The sequence below is a fragment of the Paraburkholderia sp. GAS333 genome, from assembly GCF_050435665.1.
Classification (GTDB): Bacteria; Pseudomonadota; Gammaproteobacteria; order Burkholderiales; family Burkholderiaceae; genus Paraburkholderia; species Paraburkholderia fungorum_A.
On sequence record NZ_JBNDKS010000006.1, the window covers coordinates 383,246 to 400,654 of the forward strand.

Below are 17,409 nucleotides of genomic sequence, written 5' to 3' on the forward strand. Positions count from 1 at the left end.
AAAATAACGAATGATCGGAGCGGTATCGCTGAGCGTTTCAGCGCTGCCATCCGCCGCCCAGTGCCTTGAAAACGGCAACCTGGTCCGACGCAAGAACTTCGGTCGATGTCGCCAGCGCAGCATCGGTCGTGACGAGACCGCGCTCGGCATCGAGCACGTCGAGGAAATCGAGCGCGCCGGCCTTGTAGTTCAGTTCAGCCAGTTCGAACGCGCGGGCATGCTGTTCGCGAGCCTGTTGCAACGCGCGATGCCGGTCCCATTCGGCGCCGTACAGCGTGAGTGCCTGCTCGGTTTCCTTCAACGCGTTCAGTACGCGACTGTCGAACGACGCGAGTTCGGCGGCGCTGTCCGCGCGCGCTTGCGAGAGCTTCGCGCGACTCACGGCCATGTTCGGAAAGTGCCAGCTGATCAGCGGACCGATGCCCCAGGCCACCGCGTACTGGTTACCGAGCGACGCAAGGCTGCCGCTCGTCGAGAGCCAGTCCACCGAGCCGCCGAGCACCACCGACGGGTACAGCTCCGCCGTCGCCACGCCCACGCGCGCACTGGCCGCGGCAAGGCGTCGTTCGGCTTCACGCAGATCGGGACGCCGCTTGAGAAGCGCGGCGCCGTCACCGACCGGAAACGGCGTCGCAATCAATGGAACGGCGTGGCATTGCGAAGCCGCAACCGGAATGTCGGCGGGAGTGTGGCCGGTCAGCACGGCCAGTTCATACAGCGCCGCGCGGCGCTTGCCCTTCAGGTCGGGCAGCGTGGCCCCGGTATCGCTGACAAACGCCTGCGCGCGCACCACTTCGAGTTCGGACACGAGGCCTTGCGAGCGCTGTATCTGCGTCAATTGCGCAACCCGTTCGGCGATGGCCAGCGAGCGCTGCGCCACGTCGATCTGCTGACCGAAGCTGCAGGCGTGCGCGTAGGCGTCCGTCGTTTCGGCCGCGATGGCGACGCGCAACGCGTCGCGAGCCGCCTCGGTCGCTTCGGCGTCGGCCTGCGCGGACGCAACCAGTTCGCGCACACGGCCCCACAAATCCACCTCCCACGACACCGCCAGCGAGGGCGCATACGCCCAGCGCGTAGCGGCGCTCTGGTGGGTCGCCGCCGCGACGATCTGATCCGTACTCTGCTTGCCGTAGTTGCCGCCGAGCGCCACGTCCGTGTCGGGAAGACGCGCGGCGCCAGCTTCGTTCAACACTGCTTCCGCGCGCTGAAGATGAGCCGCCGCGACCGCGAGATCGCGATTGTTGGCGAGCGCCTGCTGCACGAGGGCGTCGAGTGCGGGATCGCGATACAACTGCCACCAGGAATCGACCGTCGGCGCGGCGGAAACGGGCGCCGCGGCGGTCGACGCAAACGGGCGGCTGGCGGCATCCGGCACGGCAGGTTCGCGGTACGGCGGCCCGACCGTGCAGCCCGCGATCACGCTGGCAAGCGCGCCGAGACGCGCGACTCGTAACACACGGCGGGAACGGCGCAAAGTGGGTTGAAAGAAACGCCACGAACGGAAATTCGTCATCGATTGCCACGTCAATAGGATGAAAAGACAGCGGCAATGCTAAGCTCGTGACCCTGGTTTTTCTCGCGCAGAATCAACATTCATCGTCGCAAAATGGACAACCCATCGCGGAACTACGCTCCAGCAGAGCAAACCCATCCGGTTGCGGTCATCGCCACCGATCCGCCTGGCCGGACAGCCTTCCCATCGCATGCGCACAGGCAGGGGCAATTGATTTACGCGATTTCCGGCGTGATGATCGTTCGCACCGGCGACGGCAGTTGGGTCGTGCCGACCGGGCGCGCGGTGTGGGTGCCGGGAGACACCCAGCACGCAATTGAAACCACCGGCGATGTGCGCATTCGCACGGTATTCGTCAAGCCGGGGGCGAGAGAAGGATTACCCGATGCGTGCCGCGTGATACTGGTCAGCACGCTGCTGCGCGAGCTGATCGTCACGGCTGCGGGGATCGACGAATGCTCGGCGGACAGCGCACGCGCGCGCCGCATCATGGAGTTGATTCTCGACGAGATTGAAATTGCGCCCACACTGTCGCTGCATGTGCCGATGCCGCGTCACCCCGCGCTCGTCAGGCTATGCACGCAATTGATCAACCATCCGTCCGAGGTGGTGACGCTCGCAAGCTGGGCACTTGAAGCGCACATGAACGAGCGCACGCTCGCGCGCACCTTCCAGCGCGAGACCGGCATGACGCAAGGCGCGTGGTGCCGGCATACGCGTCTGCTGCTCAGTCTGCCCCGGCTGGTCGCGGGGGCGTCGATACTCGAAGTCGCGCTCGAACATGGTTACGACAGTCCGAGCGCATTCGCCGCGATGTTCCGCAAGACGCTAGGTGTGCCGCCAAGCGAATACTTTCGCAAGGGGTAATGGAGTGCGGTGAAGAGGCCACGGAATGTCGATTTCGCGACGGCCTTTCCCGCTTATATTTTTCTGCGTGCCGCGATGGCACGCTCTCTCAGGTTCTGCAGCAGACGGCTTGTGAATTTCGATTATTTGCGCCGCTATTTCTCGTGCAATCCGCCAGAGTCTTCATGATTCCGGCGGCTATTTCCCACTACCACTTCGCGCCGAACGTCGTTCGCAACTCGTCGATCTGTGCGTCGGAGAGCGGCTCCGGCTTCGTCGTTTGCATCAACCAGAGTTGCGCGGTCTCCTCCAGTTCTTCGAGTCCATACGCCGCCTGCGACACACTCGCGCCCCACACTACCGGACCCAGCCGCTCCAGCAATACGCCGCGTACGCTGCTGGCGAGCGCGCGAATCCGCTCCGCAACCTCGGGGTCTCCAGGACGCCGATATGGAATCAGCGGAATGTGGCCGACTTTCATCACGTAGTACGGCGTGATCGGCGGCAGGATATCGTCGGGCTTCCAGACACCCGCCAGCGACAACGCGACCAGATGAGTCGAATGAGTATGGACGACGCCGTTCATCGCCGGATTCGTGTCGTACACATTGCGATGGAGCGCGAGTGTCTTCGACGGCTTGTCACCGCTCACCCAGTTACCCTCGCGATCCACCTTGGCGATCGCGGCAGGATCGAGGTGACCGAGGCACGCATCGGTCGGCGTGATCAGCCAGCCGTCGTCCAGTCTCGCGCTGATGTTGCCCGCCGAGCCGACCGTGTACCGGCGCGAATAGAGATCCGCGCCGATTCGCGCGATCTCCTCGCGCGCGCTGTTCTCTGCCCGCTGAGCCGCAGAAATAGTCGTATTCATTGCGGGCGATCCATCAGCTTGTCGAGTTGCGTCAGTGCTTTCTCGAAGAAATCGACGGTGCCGAAATTGCCCGATTTCAACGCGAGCGCATAGCGCTGGTCACCGTTCGAAACGGTCCAGGGTACACCTGGGTCGATCTGCGGTCCGATCGTAAGCGCTTTCACGTCGAGCGCATTGACGATGGAACCCGAGGTTTCTCCTCCTGCAACGACGAAGCGGCGCACACCTGCGTCGCGCAGGCGCTGGGCGATCCCGGCGAGCGCGTGCTCGACGAGGCTCCCCGATTCGGCGACGCCGAGTTTGCCCTGCACCGCCGCGACTTCTTCCGGCGAACTGGTCGCATAGATCAGCACGGGTTCCTTGCCGATGTGCTGCTGCGCGAACCCGAGCGCCTCGTCGATCACCTTTTGCGAGTTCTCCGCCAGTTGCAGCGTATTCAGGCGGAACGCAGGACGGCCGTTTTCGCGCCAGTGCGCGACCTGCCCTTGCGTCGCGCGCGAGCAGCTACCTGCGAGTACCGCGGAGAGTCCATCGACTGCGGGCAGCGCTTGCGCATCGTCGCCCTGCGCCAGCAAGCCGGCGCGGGCGAAGTTACCCGGCAGACCAAGCGCCAGTCCCGAACCGCCGGTCAGCAGAACATCGTCGGCACAGGCTTCGCCGAGCGTGTAGAGGTCGGCATCGGAGATCGCGTCGGCAATCGCGACACGCACGCCATCGGCTTTGAGCGCGGCACGTGCGGCGGCGAGCTTTTCTCCGCCGGGCTGAACGGCGTCGTAACGCAGCAGCCCGACTTTCGATTGCGTCTGACGTTGCAGCGTGCGCACCAGGTTCGCATCGGTCATCGGCGTGAGCGGATGGTTCTGCATGCCCGATTCGTTCAGCAGCAGATCGCCGACAAACAGATTGCCGCGATACACGGTACGGCCGTTTTCCGGAAACGCCGGGCAGGCAATGGCGAAGTCCGTGCCGAGCGCTTTCATCAACGCATCGGTGACGGGGCCGATATTGCCGGCGTCGGTGGAATCGAAGGTCGAACAGTATTTGAAATAGAACTGCTTGCAGCCGAGCGAGCGCAGCCACTCCAGCGCCGCGAGCGATTCGGCAATCGCATCGCCGCTCGGCGATGTACGCGATTTCAACGCGACCACGACCGCCTGGGCCGACGTGTCGAGCGGCGCGGTGGGCACGCCGATGGTCTGAACCGTACGCATGCCGCCGCGCACCAGCATGCTGGCCAGATCGGTGGCGCCAGTGAAGTCGTCGGCGATACAGCCGAGCAAAGTCGAATCGAAGTTCATGGATTGCGCTTCCAGTAAAACCGGTACGAAGACCCTTCGGAAATCTCAGGCCAGCATGGATAAAGAAAATCTGGACAAAACCACAGCCAAAATTTGTAATCGGTTACAATTTTAGCATCAACTTTTAGACAGGAGAAGCCATGTCTCGCATCGTCCTACTCCACGCGACCCCGGTGGCCATGCAACCCGTCCATACCGCGTTCGCTGCCAACTGGCCGGAAGCGGAGATCGTCAACCTGCTTGACGACGGACTGACGATCGATCGTGCCCGCGAAACGGAGTTGGGCCAGGTAATGATCGATCGCTTCGTTCGCTTCGGAATGTATGGAAAGGATATTGGCGCAGACGGCATTCTCGTCACGTGCTCCGCGTTCGGCCCCGCTATCGACGCGCTGTCGGCATCGGCTGGCGTGCCCGTTCTCAAACCGAACGAGGCGATGTTTCAGGCGGCCATCGCGCGCGGCAACAACATCGGCATGCTGGCGACCTTCGGCCCTTCGGTCAAAACAATGACCGACGAGTTCGAAGCGTACGTGCGCGAAGCGGGATCGAAGGCGACCTTGCGCACGATCATCGTGGACGACGCAATCGACCTGCTGCGCAAAGGCGATGTGGAATCGCACAATCGCCTGGTCGCGGCTCGCGCGCCGGAATTGTCGGACTGCGACGCGATCATGCTCGCGCATTTTTCCACTTCGCGCGCCGCCGATTCCGTGCGCCAGACAACCGACGTTCCCGTGTTGACCGCACCCGATGCAGCCGTCGCACAAATGAAGGCGTTGATCGACGCAAGCGTAAAACTTCGTTGAGGCCGACGCGGCCGCAACCGGTTTAGCGCGATAATAGGGCCTATAAATCCACCACTATTCTTACGATCCAGGAGACGCCAACGCATGGCAACGGAATCCGATCAGCCGCAATCAGAAGGCCGTCTGCGGGTGAGCGTCGGCGACGTCGCGCGCCTCGCGGGGGTGTCGACTGCGACGGTGTCACGCGTACTCAATCGTCCCGAGGCTGTACGCGCAGACAAACGGGAAGCCGTGCGCGAGGCCTGCAAGGCACTGGGTTACGTGATGAACGGCGCGGCCCGCGCGCTCTCGCTGAACCGCACTTTCACGGTCGGCGCAGTGGTGCCGACCATCGAGACGCAAACCTTTTCACGCTCGCTGAATGCGTTTCAAAGGCGGCTACACGACGCGGGTTACACGTTGCTGCTCGCCAGCAGCGACTTCGACCCCACCGTTGAAATGGAAGGCGTGACGAAGTTGCTCGGCCACGGCGTCGATGCGCTGCTGGTCGTCGGCCGCACGCACGATCCGAAAATGTGGGAACGCATCGATCAGCACCGCGTGCCGTGCATCCAGATTCTTGCCATCGACCCGGAACGCCCGAGCATCGGTTATGACAACATGGCCATCGGCCATCTGATTGCCGACCACCTGGTGCAACTCGGCCATGCCGATATTGGCGTGATCGTCGGTACTCCGCCCACCAACGATCGTGTCACCGAGCGCATTCGCGGCATTCGCAAGCGCCTTGCCGGCAGCGGGCATCAACTGCCCCGCGAGCGGATTATCGACGACGCGTTCACGCTGAACGAAGCGCGCCAGGCCGCGATCAAGATGCTATCCAACGCGTCAGACCGGCCCACTGCAATCGTCTGCGGGAACGATCAACTGGCGTTCGGCGTGCTGCTGGCGGCATCGGCGAAAGGGCTTCGCGTACCCGAAGATCTATCCATTGTCGGTTTCAACAACTACGATTTCGCGGCCCACCTGTCGCCGCCGCTCACCACGGTCAGCGTCGGTCTTGCTCAACTCGGCGAGCAGGCCGCCGACTATCTGCTGCGATGCCTCGACAACGTCCCGCACCCGCCGGGTTCGCCGCGAATAGAAACGGCGCTGATCGTGCGCAGCAGTACGGGACCTGCGCCGGCCAGGTCGGCGACGAAGCGTCGCCCGAAAGCGACGCGCCCCACCACTGCCTGATACATCCTTTCAGCGAACCCGTTCAGACGGGTTCGAGACCGTAACGGCGATACGTTTCACGCGCGGCGGCGTCGTTGATATGCGCCAGAAAGCGCTTCGTTTCATCGAGGTTGTCCGTACCGGCAAAACAGGCCGCAGAAAATGAAAGCGCGTTCTGTGCGCCGGGTGGGAACGGGCCGACGATCTCGATCCCATCGACGGTGAGCAATTCGCTGATCTGCTGAACGGCGAGATCCGCTTCGCCGCTCAACAGCTTTTCAGCAGCCAGCCCGTCCTTGATGATCGTCGCGCGGGCATTGATCTGGTCGGCAATACCCCATTGCACAATTAGCTTGCTGAAGTAGATGCCGCTTGCGCCGCTGTCCGAATAGGCGACCGAACGCGCGTTCAGCAAAGCGTCCCTGAACTGATCGGCATCCCCGATGGAAGGACCGGGCGCACCACGTTTGACGGCCACACCCAGATTGGAGCGCAGCAACTCGACGCGCGTCGATGCATCGACGACGCCTTGTTCAACCAGCCGGTCCATGGCTTCACGAGTCACCAGCAGCGCGTCTGCGCGCTTGCCTGCGGCGATCTCCTTGACCAGCACGGATGTCGGATTCCATTCGATCCGCACCTGCCCGCCCGACTGCTCGAAGCGCGGCAGAATGTCGACGGCGAATGGCGTTTGAACGACAAAGCCCGACATCAAATGCACGGGTCGATGGTTTGAATCCTGTTTCATCATTTTTTCAACGCCATGAAAATCGGGAGTAGATGGGCGATCAGCATGAAACGAGCACCTGTTACGCGATCCGCCGAACGTGCTCACGCGTCAGTTCTTCGATCCGGCGAACCCCCAGCAAAGCCATATCGCGATCGATTTCGTCGGTCAGAATCTTGATTGCATGCAGCACGCCGTCGGCACCGCCCAGCGCCGCTCCGTACAGCAGCGGCCGTCCGACGAACACGAAATCCGCGCCGAGCGCGAGCGCCTTCATCACGTCGGTGCCGCGCCGGATGCCGCTGTCAATCATCACTTTCATGTTCTGCTTGAACGACGCCACTTCTTCCAGCGTTTCGAGCGGTGCGATCGCATAGTCGAGCTGACGGCCGCCGTGATTCGACAGGATCACACCGTCGGCCCCGCACGACTGCGCGATACGGACGTCGGCAGGCGTCATCAGGCCTTTCACGACGAGATTGCCCTTCCAGCGCTTGCGGATCGCCTCGACGTGCCGCCACGCCAGCTCGTCGCGCTGATTGGTATTACGCACCTTTTTGGACATCATCGGCGGACCGCGCTCAGCATCGGTATTCTCGAAATGCGGCGCACCGTGTTTCAGAAACGTTTGCGCGACCGTGCCAAGCAGCCAGCGCGGATGCAGCGCGCTTTGCCACATGACGCGCGGCGTCATCTTGATCGGCATGCTGAAACCGCTGCGGATGTTGTGTTCGCGATTGCCGAGCATCGGCGTATCGCCGGTGACGACCAGCGTTTCGTACCCCGCCCGCTCCACCCGATCCACCAGCCGGTCGATACGCGGCTGGTCGCCCGCGAGATAAGCCTGGAACCACGCGTGTGGATTCTCGGCAATCACGTCTTCCAGCTTGATCAGCGCGGACGCACTGAGGATCATCGGAATGTTGCGGCGCCGGGCCGCTTCGGCAAAGCGCAGGTCCGCGCGATAGGCGACAAATGCCGATCCGCCCAGCGGCGGAATACCGAACGGAGTCGCATAGCGCCGCCCGAATAGCGTGACGCCCTGGTCCCGGCCCGACACGTCGACGAACATACGCGGCAGGAATGCGTAACGCGAGTACGCATCGCGCGCCATCCTCACCGATGACTGCGTTTCAACGCCGCCTGCAACGTACTGAAAAATCATCGGCGGCAGAACGCGCTGCGCGTGGCGCTCGAAGTCATCGAGCGCAAGAAGGTCGCGAAACGCGCGCGGCACCGGCGCGGGAGCCGGTTTGCTTTCTACTTGTAACGGCTGCGCCGTTTCATTCTTGATGTCGTCGACGGTGGGGTTCTTCATAGCCTGCGTTTCCATGTACTGCCTGCCAGGCGCGGTCAGGACAGGTGCCTCAATTTGTAATCGGTTTCAAATTTTAGTGTATTATGCCCTCAACCCGCTCGTCAATCTTGCGATGTTTCAAGCGAATACGACGAAAGACGATCTGTTTAGTGGGGAAATTACTTATCTAGCATCATTTTTGACGCGAACCCCGCTCCTAATGATGCAACCGATTGCAGATTTCGACGCCGGTCGATCACTTGCGAGATCAACCGGCGTCTTCACAGGAGCGCGGCACGAGCCGTCAGCAGGCGACATGGCGAAAACCTTTGTCTTCATCTCGAATGCGCGGGATGGCGATATCAGCGGATACGTGCTCGATCGCGAGCGCAAATCGCTGTCGCCCGTTTCGCGGACGAAGGCCTCCCCGATGGTGATGCCGATCGCTATCGATCCGGGCACCGCGACGCTTCACGCAGCCGTACGGCGCGCGCCCTATGCGTTGCTCAGCTACAGGATCGACCGGACGACGGGCGACCTGACGCCGCTCGCGAGCACGCCCGTGGCGAACAGTCTCGTGAACCTGAGCTTCGACATGTCGGGGCGCTGGCTGCTGGGCGCCTCTTACGGCGCCAATCTCCTGGCTTCGTTTCAGATCGACGCCGAAGGATGTCTGCAAGGCGATCCGGCCAGCACGCTCGCTGGCGGCGACAAACCGCATGCAATCGTGCCCGATCGACATACCAACCTCGCCTTCGTCCCGTACCTCGGCGACGACCGCATTCACGCGTATCGCTTCGACGCCGCGCATGGCCGCTTCGCCGAACAGCCGGAGTATTCACTCGACGCCCCCGCTGGCTCGGGTCCGCGGCACGCGTCGATGTCAGCGGATGGCCGCTTCCTCTATGTGCTGTGCGAGCTGCTCGGCACCGTCGTCGTGTTCGAGCGAACCTCGCCCGACGCCCCGTTCGTCGAATTGCAGCGGGTGGAGTCGATTCCGGCGGCCGCAGGCATGGTGCCGGGCCGCGCCCGCCCGCCCTCGGGCGTTGCACCGGGTCCCGACGACACACCCGACCCCGACTCGATCTATTGCGCCGACATTCGCATGACGCCCGACGGCAGGTTTCTGTACACGTCGGAGCGCAGTCACGGCCTGCTGAGCCACTTTTCAATCGACCCGTCGACCGGACGAATCGAACTGATCGACACGCTTGAAACCGTTGCAAGCCCGCGTAGTTTCGCGATCGATCCAGCTGGCGAGTTTGCGATCGTCGCGGGGCAAAACGACTCGCGCGTGGCCTTGTACGCGATCGAACGGGCTAGTGGACGACTCAAGCTGCTCGAACACGTCGATGGCGGCGGCGACGCAAACTGGGTTGCGATAGCGAGCTTTGCGTGATGCGCCGGGAGCCCGCGATGCCGAGCTGGTTCAGCGCGATTCTATGCATTCGACGCGCGGTTCAATCGGGCAGTGGGCTCATAAAAACAGAAAACTTAGTTCGTTCGGAGACGAGATGAAACCTGGAAAGTATCGCTATGTCGTAGCGACCCTGCTGTTTCTGGCAGGCGCCATCAACTACATGGACCGCGCGGCGTTAGGTGTGGTCGCGCCGATCCTCAAGAATGAACTGCATATCTCGCCGTCGCGGATGGGGCTCATCTTCAGCAGCTTCTTCGTGGGCTATTCGCTGTTCGCGTTCGTCGGCGGAAGGCTCGCGGATCGCTACGGGCCGCATCGCGTTTTCTCGTGGGCGATGGGTGGCTGGTCGCTGGTCTGCGGTCTGACTGCGACGGCGGGCGGATTTGTCTCCCTGCTTTTCTTGCGCACGCTGTTCGGCTTCGGCGAAGGTCCGATGAACGCGACCACGAACCGCACGATCACGAACTGGTTTCCCCGCGAGGAAACCGCGACGATGATCGGCTTCACGTTTTCCGGCCAGACAGTGGGCAGCGCGATTGCCGGCCCTATCGTCGGCTTGACGGCTTTTGCGCTCGGCTGGCGCGTGTCGTTCGTCGTGGTCGCGGCACTGGGGATCGTGTGGCTGATCGCGTGGCGCCTGTTCGGCACCAATACGCCGGCAGAGAACAAACGCGTGGGCACCGCCGAGCGCGAACTGATCGAAGTCAGCCGTCACAACGTCGAAGTCGCGACGGGCGATAGCACTGCGCGTGCTACGCCGCTCAAAACCTTCCTGTTCCGGCCCAGCACGCTGGCCGTGGCAGCCGGTCTGTTCGCCGCCAACTACATGCTCTACGTTTTCATTTCGTGGATGCCCAGCTACTTCACGGACAGCCTTCATCTGAGCCTCCAGGCGATGAGCGTGGTCAGCGTGATTCCGTGGCTGTGCGGCGGTCTCGGCTTCTTCGGCAGCGGCATCGTCGCGGATATGTTCTTCAAGAAGATGAGCAACAAGCTGCTGGCTCGCAAGATGAGCGCAATCGTGCCGCTGGCGCTGTCCGGTCTGTCGATTCTGGCGGTTGGGCACGCGCAATCGACGGTCACGATCGTCACGCTGGTCGCGTTGGCTGTGCTCTTTCTCACGGCCGCGTGCCAGGGCTGCTGGGCGACGATCCACGAATTGATTCCGGCCGAGCATGTTGGCGGCGTCGGCGGGTTCGTGCATCTGCTCGCAAATATCTCCGGCATCGTAGGACCGGCGCTGATGGGCATGGCGGTCGAGCACCTCGGCGGATACGACAGCGGTTTTCTGGTGGGCGCGGTGATCGATCTGCTCGGCGTGCTCGCGATGCTGTTCTTCATCACGTCGCGGACAAGCGACCGCGAACCGGCGCTCGATTCATCTCAGGCGTAAGGGACGGCGGGAACGGCGGGAACACACTGTCGCGCCGCGCGTATTCGCACGCGTGGCGCGCGGCGTGTTTCGAACGGCGTCCCGGTGACAGACATTGTTTCAGACGGAGAGTAAGCAAGTGAGTGCAAGTCAGGAAGCGCGCGACGGGGTCGACCTGCAGCGTAGAAGTGCGATGTTGTTCGGGGCCAGCGCCGCGTTGGTGTCGGCCGTGCCCGCGTTGCTGCCGGTGTCGGCGCAAGCGGCCAGCGAGAGCGACGGCAACGGCGATCAGGCCCGCGTGAGCGCGCCGCCGTCCGCTGCGGCAATGGGCAACCGGGTCGTGCCGACGGCCGAAGAGCCGATGCACCACGTCATCATGCAAAACAGTCAGATGCGGGTGATGCGCGTGATGATCCGCCCCGGACAGTCGACCATGTGGCACGCGCAGAACCTGACGTTCGTCAATACCATCATCAATGGTTCGCGCTCTTTCATCGAGCGCAAGGGCGAAGGCGCGGGCAAGGTCGTCGACATGAAGACGGGCTCGGTCCGCTTCGGCGACTATCAAACCGCGGGCATCGTCGATCAGGTCAGCAACATCGGCGACTCGCTGATTCATCAGGTCGCGTTCGAAGTGATCGCGCTGGAACGCGGCAACTACGGCAATGCGGACCGCGCAAGCGTCGGCGCATTCTCGCTGGTGCTCGACAAGCCGCGCGTACGCGGCTGGCGTCTGCGTTTGCAGCCCGGCGAGATCGCCGCACCCTATCAGCAGTTCGGACCCGGCTTGCGGGTGATTCTCTCCGGCGAACGGCTCATCGAGCAGAGCCCCGGCGACATCGGCAAACAGACGACCCTGCATAAAGGCGATGCGTTTTTCACCGAAGCCGGTACGCGCACGCTGACCAACGGTGGCGAAACGCCGCTCGAACTCATCGAGTACGAGCTGCTGTAATCGACGGCGAGGCGCACCGGCATTTGCCTCGTGCGTCTCGACAGCGGCATGCAAGGCGTCAGCCGGTCGCCCTGCTCTCATCGACGGTATATGGCGCCGCGTCCCCCTGCGCCGAGCAATCCAACAAGAAGATGCGATTCACACACATTCTCGTCAGCGCTGCATTGGCAGCCGCCGCGTCGCTTCCCGCGTACGCGTTCGCTCAGGATGCCTCAGCACCTGAGCACGCAAACGCGCCGGCTATTGCCAGCGGCACAGTTGCATCGTCGGCCGCCGACTCGCCGTTGATCTCGTCGGGCCGCTATCTGGCCATCGCAGCAGATTGCGCCGCATGTCACACGGCCCAAGGGGGCAAGCCTTTCGCGGGCGGCTACCCGATCAACTCGCCGATGGGTACGATCTACTCGACCAACATCACGCCGTCGACGCAAGGCGGCATCGGCGACTACACCGAGGCCGACTTCGCGCGTGCATTGCGCCAGGGCATCCGCCGCGACGGCAGGCATCTTTATCCGGCAATGCCCTACACGTCGTATGCCGCGCTGACGGACAACGACGTTCACGCGCTATATGCGTATTTTCGTCATGAGGTCGCGCCGGTCGATGCGGTACCGCCCAGCACGGCGCTGCCGTTCCCGTTCAATATCCGCTCGTCCATGGCGCTGTGGAACGCGCTGTTCCTCGACAGCAAGCCGTTCGAGCCGGACCCGCACGTGTCGCCTCTGATCAACCGGGGCGCGTATCTGACGAACGCGCTTGAACACTGCGCTGCCTGCCACACGCCGCGCAATGCGCTGATGGGCCAGAACGACGCACGTGCGTTCGCGGGCGGCTCGCTTGGCAGCTGGTACGCGCCGAATATCAGTTCTGACCCGCTCAGCGGAATCGGCGGATGGACGGATGCCGAGTTGACGCAGTACCTGAAAACAGGCTCGGTGCCGGGCAAGGCCCAGGCCGCCGGACCCATGGCCGAAGCGATCGATCACAGTCTGCAATATCTGAGCGATGCCGACCTTGCCGCCATCGTCGCGTATCTGAAGCAGACTGCGCCGATGCCCGCCGATGGAAAGACCGTCCGCTACGCCTACGGCCAGCCTCTGAACGAGGCGGCACTGCGAGGCAACGAAGCCAAACCGCCCCGTGGCTGGCAGATTTTCTCGGGCTCGTGCGCGGCGTGCCATCAGGTGAACGGCGGTGGGCTGAGCAATCACGACTACCCTTCGCTCTATCACAACACGGCTACCGGCGCGTCGAATCCGGACAACCTGATCGCCGTGATCCTGTTCGGTCTGCAGCGCGACGCGCACGGCAAACCCGCCTTCATGCCCGCCTTCGGCCCAGGCGCGAGCTTCACCGATCGTCTGTCGGATCAGGACGTGGCGGATGTCGCCAATTTCGTTTTGCATCAGTACGGCAATCCGGCCGTCAAGGTCAGTGCGACCGATGTCGCGGCCATCCGCGACGGTGGCAAGCCGCCGCTGATCGCACAGGCCGGCCGTTTTGCGCTGCCGGGTCTCGGCGTGCTGCTGATCCTGATCGTCGTGCTCGTCTTGCTGATGCGCTCGCGTTCACGCGGATCGCGCAAGCAATCGGCGGCCTGACATCATGCGCGCCGCCAACCGCATCGTTCTACTTCATTTCGCCTCGCAGACGGAAGGACTTCACCATGCCGACATCTAAAACCGCCAGCACGCCGCAACATCGAGCGAGCGTGAAGCGTGACGCGGCCGCTCACTGTCCGTCACGACGGACGTTTCTGGCGGTCGCCGCTGGCACCGCCATCGCCGCGCTCGCCTCGACGCCGATGTCCTGGCTGCCGCGCGCTCAGGCGGCCGAGGGTGCTTCGGGCACGACATCGGCTGCGTTCCTGCGCGTCTCGATGTTCGTCACCGGTCAGAGCGATCTGGATCACGAAACCGGCGACCGCTTTTTTGCCGCGCTGTCGCGGCGCGACGCGAGTTTCGCGACGAAGATCGACGCGCTGCTCGCTCACGTCGATCAGGCGAAGTTCTCCAATATGGACGCGTTCCTCGCGGCAACGCCTGCCGATGCAACATTGCTCGCCACTGCGACGAGCGTCGTGTCGGCGTGGTATCTGGGCATTGTCGGCGACGCAGCGGACGCCGAACTCATCACCTACGCGGATGCGCTGATGTACCGCCCCACGCGCGGAATACTCGCGGTGCCCACCTACGGTCCGGGCCCGCTCGCCTGGGGCGCAAAGCCGCAATCTTCCTGACGCAGCACGACGGCTTGCCGCTTTAGCGCGACGCGGCAAACAACGCAAAAGCCAGCGAAAAAAAACCGCGCAATCAAACGAGAAAGACAGTAATGAGCAATTTCGACGCAGACGTGATCGTGATCGGATCGGGAGTGATGGGTGGACTCGTCGCGAGCTCGCTGGCCCGCGAAGGAAAATCGGTCATCGTTCTGGAGGCGGGCCCGCGTGTGAAACGCGCGGATGTCGTCGAGACCTTCCGCAATGCGCCGGTCAAACTGTCGCTGGCGAACATGAAGCTGCAAGGCGGCGGATCGCCTTTTCCGAGCATGCCTTATGCGCCGTCCACGTACGGCGACTATCTGCAGCAGACCGGCCCGGTGCCGTATAAAACCGCTTATCTGCGGGTTGTCGGCGGTACGACCTGGCACTTCGGCTCGGCGCTGTGGCGCATGATCCCGAACGATTTCAAACTCCAGACGCTCTACGGTCGAGGCCGCGACTGGCCTTTCACCTACGACGAACTCGAGCCGTACTACAGCCGCGCGGAATACGCGCTGGGCGTCAGCGGCGTCGACGATGAGGACCAGGGCGGCAACGGCGGCGCACCCTTCCCGCCGCGCAGCAAGCCGTATCCGATGAAGGGTCTGCCGAACAGCTACTTCTTCAATCGCGCGACCGAATTGCTCGGCGCGGGCGGCTACCATCCGATCAGCGAGCCGAATGGCCGCGCCACCCGTCCTTACGGCAACCGGCCGGTTTGCGCGGGCAACAACAATTGCAACCCGGTGTGCCCGATCGGCGCGAAGTACGACGGCTCGATGCATATCGACGACGCCGAAAAACACGGCGCGAAAGTGCTCGAAAGCGCGGTGGTGTATCACATCGAAGTTGGCGCCGACAAGAAGATCAGCGCGATTCTGTACAAGCAGCCGGACGGCACGTCACATCGGCTGACCGCGCGTTATTTCGTGCTGGCCGCGCATGCGATCGAGTCGCCCAAGCTGCTGTTGATGTCCACCTCCGCCGACTATCCGAACGGCGTCGCGAACTCGTCCGATATGGTTGGCCGCAACCTGATGGACAACACCGGCATCAGCATGAGCATGTTTGCGCGCGAAGACATGTGGCCGGGTCAGGGGCCGACCGAATTGCTGATCTACATGAACTATCGCGACGGCGCGTTCCGCAAGGACTTCCCTAGCTATAAAACCAAGGTGCGCAATACCGTCCCGACCGCGCAACTCACGTCGAAGCTGATCGCAAAAGGTGTGCTGGGCAGCAAGCTTGACGAACAGATCCGCCTGCATTCCGCGCGCGATATGAACTGGGCCGTCGACTTCGAAATGTTGCCGCTGCCGCAGAATCGCGTGACGCCCAGCAAGACCAAGACCGATGCGCTGGGCTTGCCGGTGCCGTCCATCTACTACAGCGTCGACGATTACTGGAATGCCGGACGGGATTTCGCGGTCAAGGATTTGCAGCGGATGGCGAGCTTCCTGAACGCGGACGTGACCGCTACCGATGTGAATCACCAGAACCGTCAGCACATCATGGGCACGACGATCATGGGTAGCGATCCGCGAAACTCGGTGGTCGATGCCGATTGCCGCGCGCACGATCACCAGAATCTGTTCATTGCCGGATGCAGCGTCATGCCTGCGGTCGGGTGCGTCAACCCAACGTTGACGGGCGCGGCGCTCAGCATCCGGGTCGCCGATACGCTGTTGAAGGAGATTTAAAGCTCGCGTTTGGCGACGGTTGATGTACGACATCTCATATCACGATCAAATAAAAACGGCAGCCTTTTCAATAAAGAACGGGCTGCTTTCGCGCATTCATCGTTATAAACGTCGCATTTATACGATGACTGACCATATAGTAGAAACCCGTATATAATGCGGTCCGAAAGCTGAGGCGGCCAGGTGGTCCAGCTAAGCAAATCAGGACTGAGCGCCCCGTGAAGATCGGCGGCTGACGACCAACCTCGCAGTATCCACGTTGTTCGCAAGCCCGCTTCTGCTGCGACGCAGTCTGTTTCAGCGCAGCGATTGACTCTCCCTTTGCTTCTGAATCGCCTGACACACCAAACAGCACTCGATGTCGCTCGCGCCGCCCTTTTTACGGTGCGCAGCGCACAGCGAATTTTGCATTTCAGTGCGTCCCTGCATTGTTTCTGTCTCCACGAGCATTCCTCACTATGTCGATGGTAACCAGCGCCTCCAGGCGAAAATTTTTGCTGTCGGCGTTGGTCGGCCTTCCCGCCCTGGGCATCGCCGTCCACACGCTCAGCGCCCCCGAGGCTGCCGAAATGGCGGCCCCCGATCTTGCCAGCTACACGCCCGAATTCTTCTCTGCCAGCGAGTGGTCGTTCATCCTCGCCGCGTGCGACCGGTTGATTCCCGCTGACGGCCGCGGCCCCGGCGCACTCGAAACCAACGTCCCGGTGTTTCTCGACCAGCAATTGCGCGGCGAGTTGGGCCACGACGTATATCTGCAAGGTCCGTTCGACGTCCACGCACCCGCGACGCTCGGCTACCAGTTGCCGTACACGCCGCAGCAGATTTTCCAGCGTGGCATCAAGGCCACGGACGCATGGTGCATGCGCCAGCACGGCAAGCGCTTCAGCGATCTCGACACCGCCGGCAAGGACGCCGCGCTCGGCTCGCTGCAAAGCAACGAGGTCAACTTCGCGAACCTCGGCGAAGACGCGTTGAAAGCCAGCCAGTTCTTCGCGGAGTTGCTGTCCGATACGAAGAACGGCTATCTGTCGGACCCGATTTACGGCGGCAACAAAGGCATGAAAGCGTGGATCGCCATCGGCTTTCCGGGCGCGCGTGCAAGCTACCTCGAATGGGTCATGCAGCACAACGTCAAGTATCCGCTCGGCCCCGTCAGCCTGACGGGCATGCGCGCGTAAGCCGG

15 protein-coding genes are annotated in these 17,409 nt (G+C 62.7%); 10 read left to right on the plus strand and 5 right to left on the minus strand.

The genetic code is table 11. The features are described 5' to 3' along the window. Positions 1-37: 37 nt before the first annotated feature. On the minus strand, positions 38-1,513 hold the full coding sequence (locus ABH945_RS28995) for an efflux transporter outer membrane subunit (RefSeq protein ID WP_429252883.1): 1,476 nt from the start codon (positions 1,511-1,513) through the stop codon (positions 38-40). 93 nt (positions 1,514-1,606) lie between these two features. Here ABH945_RS28995 and ABH945_RS29000 point away from each other — a divergent pair, with 93 nt between their 5' ends. Further along, on the plus strand, positions 1,607-2,380 hold the full coding sequence (locus tag ABH945_RS29000) for an AraC family transcriptional regulator (RefSeq protein WP_429252884.1): 774 nt from the start codon (positions 1,607-1,609) through the stop codon (positions 2,378-2,380). 187 nt (positions 2,381-2,567) lie between these two features. Here ABH945_RS29000 and ABH945_RS29005 read toward each other — a convergent pair whose 3' ends face one another. Both ABH945_RS29005 and otnK read right to left on the minus strand, forming a co-directional pair. Then, positions 2,568-3,230, minus strand: coding sequence for an aldolase (locus tag ABH945_RS29005; protein ID WP_429252885.1), 663 nt, complete (start codon positions 3,228-3,230; stop codon positions 2,568-2,570). Further along, a complete protein-coding gene (otnK, locus tag ABH945_RS29010; RefSeq protein ID WP_429252886.1) occupies positions 3,227-4,528 on the minus strand; it encodes a 3-oxo-tetronate kinase in 1,302 nt (433 codons plus the stop codon). The genes ABH945_RS29005 and otnK overlap by 4 nt, the downstream gene beginning before the upstream one ends. 140 nt (positions 4,529-4,668) lie before the next feature. Here otnK and ABH945_RS29015 point away from each other — a divergent pair, with 140 nt between their 5' ends. After that, positions 4,669-5,337: an aspartate/glutamate racemase family protein gene (locus ABH945_RS29015; RefSeq protein ID WP_429252887.1), complete on the plus strand. Its 669-nt coding sequence runs from the start codon at positions 4,669-4,671 to the stop codon at positions 5,335-5,337. 84 nt (positions 5,338-5,421) lie between these two features. Continuing rightward, on the plus strand, positions 5,422-6,516 hold the full coding sequence (locus tag ABH945_RS29020) for a LacI family DNA-binding transcriptional regulator (RefSeq protein WP_429252888.1): 1,095 nt from the start codon (positions 5,422-5,424) through the stop codon (positions 6,514-6,516). Between the two features lie 22 nt (positions 6,517-6,538). Here the strand turns inward: ABH945_RS29020 and ABH945_RS29025 are convergent, their stop codons facing one another. Both ABH945_RS29025 and ABH945_RS29030 read right to left on the minus strand, forming a co-directional pair. Next, a complete protein-coding gene (locus ABH945_RS29025; protein WP_429252889.1) occupies positions 6,539-7,243 on the minus strand; it encodes a molybdate ABC transporter substrate-binding protein in 705 nt (234 codons plus the stop codon). 61 nt (positions 7,244-7,304) lie between these two features. Then, positions 7,305-8,516, minus strand: a complete 1,212-nt coding sequence (locus ABH945_RS29030) for an alpha-hydroxy acid oxidase (protein WP_429252988.1) — start codon at positions 8,514-8,516, stop codon at positions 7,305-7,307. A 319-nt stretch (positions 8,517-8,835) separates the two neighbouring features. Here ABH945_RS29030 and ABH945_RS29035 point away from each other — a divergent pair, with 319 nt between their 5' ends. From ABH945_RS29035 to ABH945_RS29065, 7 genes are all read left to right on the plus strand, one after another. Further along, positions 8,836-9,918, plus strand: a complete 1,083-nt coding sequence (locus ABH945_RS29035; RefSeq protein WP_429252890.1) for a lactonase family protein — start codon at positions 8,836-8,838, stop codon at positions 9,916-9,918. A gap of 115 nt (positions 9,919-10,033) precedes the next feature. After that, positions 10,034-11,332, plus strand: a complete 1,299-nt coding sequence (locus ABH945_RS29040) for an MFS transporter (RefSeq protein ID WP_074771515.1) — start codon at positions 10,034-10,036, stop codon at positions 11,330-11,332. Positions 11,333-11,450: 118 nt separating this feature from the next. Continuing rightward, positions 11,451-12,266 (plus strand): cupin domain-containing protein, encoded by an 816-nt coding sequence (locus ABH945_RS29045; protein ID WP_429252891.1) that lies wholly within the window; start codon positions 11,451-11,453, stop codon positions 12,264-12,266. A 131-nt stretch (positions 12,267-12,397) separates the two neighbouring features. After that, complete coding sequence (locus tag ABH945_RS29050) at positions 12,398-13,867, plus strand: c-type cytochrome (protein WP_429252892.1); 1,470 nt, start codon at positions 12,398-12,400, stop codon at positions 13,865-13,867. Between the two features lie 65 nt (positions 13,868-13,932). Continuing rightward, positions 13,933-14,505, plus strand: coding sequence for a sugar dehydrogenase complex small subunit (locus tag ABH945_RS29055; protein ID WP_083380171.1), 573 nt, complete (start codon positions 13,933-13,935; stop codon positions 14,503-14,505). A gap of 92 nt (positions 14,506-14,597) precedes the next feature. Then, positions 14,598-16,226: a GMC family oxidoreductase gene (locus tag ABH945_RS29060; protein WP_429252893.1), complete on the plus strand. Its 1,629-nt coding sequence runs from the start codon at positions 14,598-14,600 to the stop codon at positions 16,224-16,226. Between the two features lie 494 nt (positions 16,227-16,720). Further along, positions 16,721-17,404, plus strand: a complete 684-nt coding sequence (locus ABH945_RS29065; RefSeq protein WP_429252894.1) for a gluconate 2-dehydrogenase subunit 3 family protein — start codon at positions 16,721-16,723, stop codon at positions 17,402-17,404. The last annotated feature ends 5 nt before the right edge of the window (positions 17,405-17,409 follow it).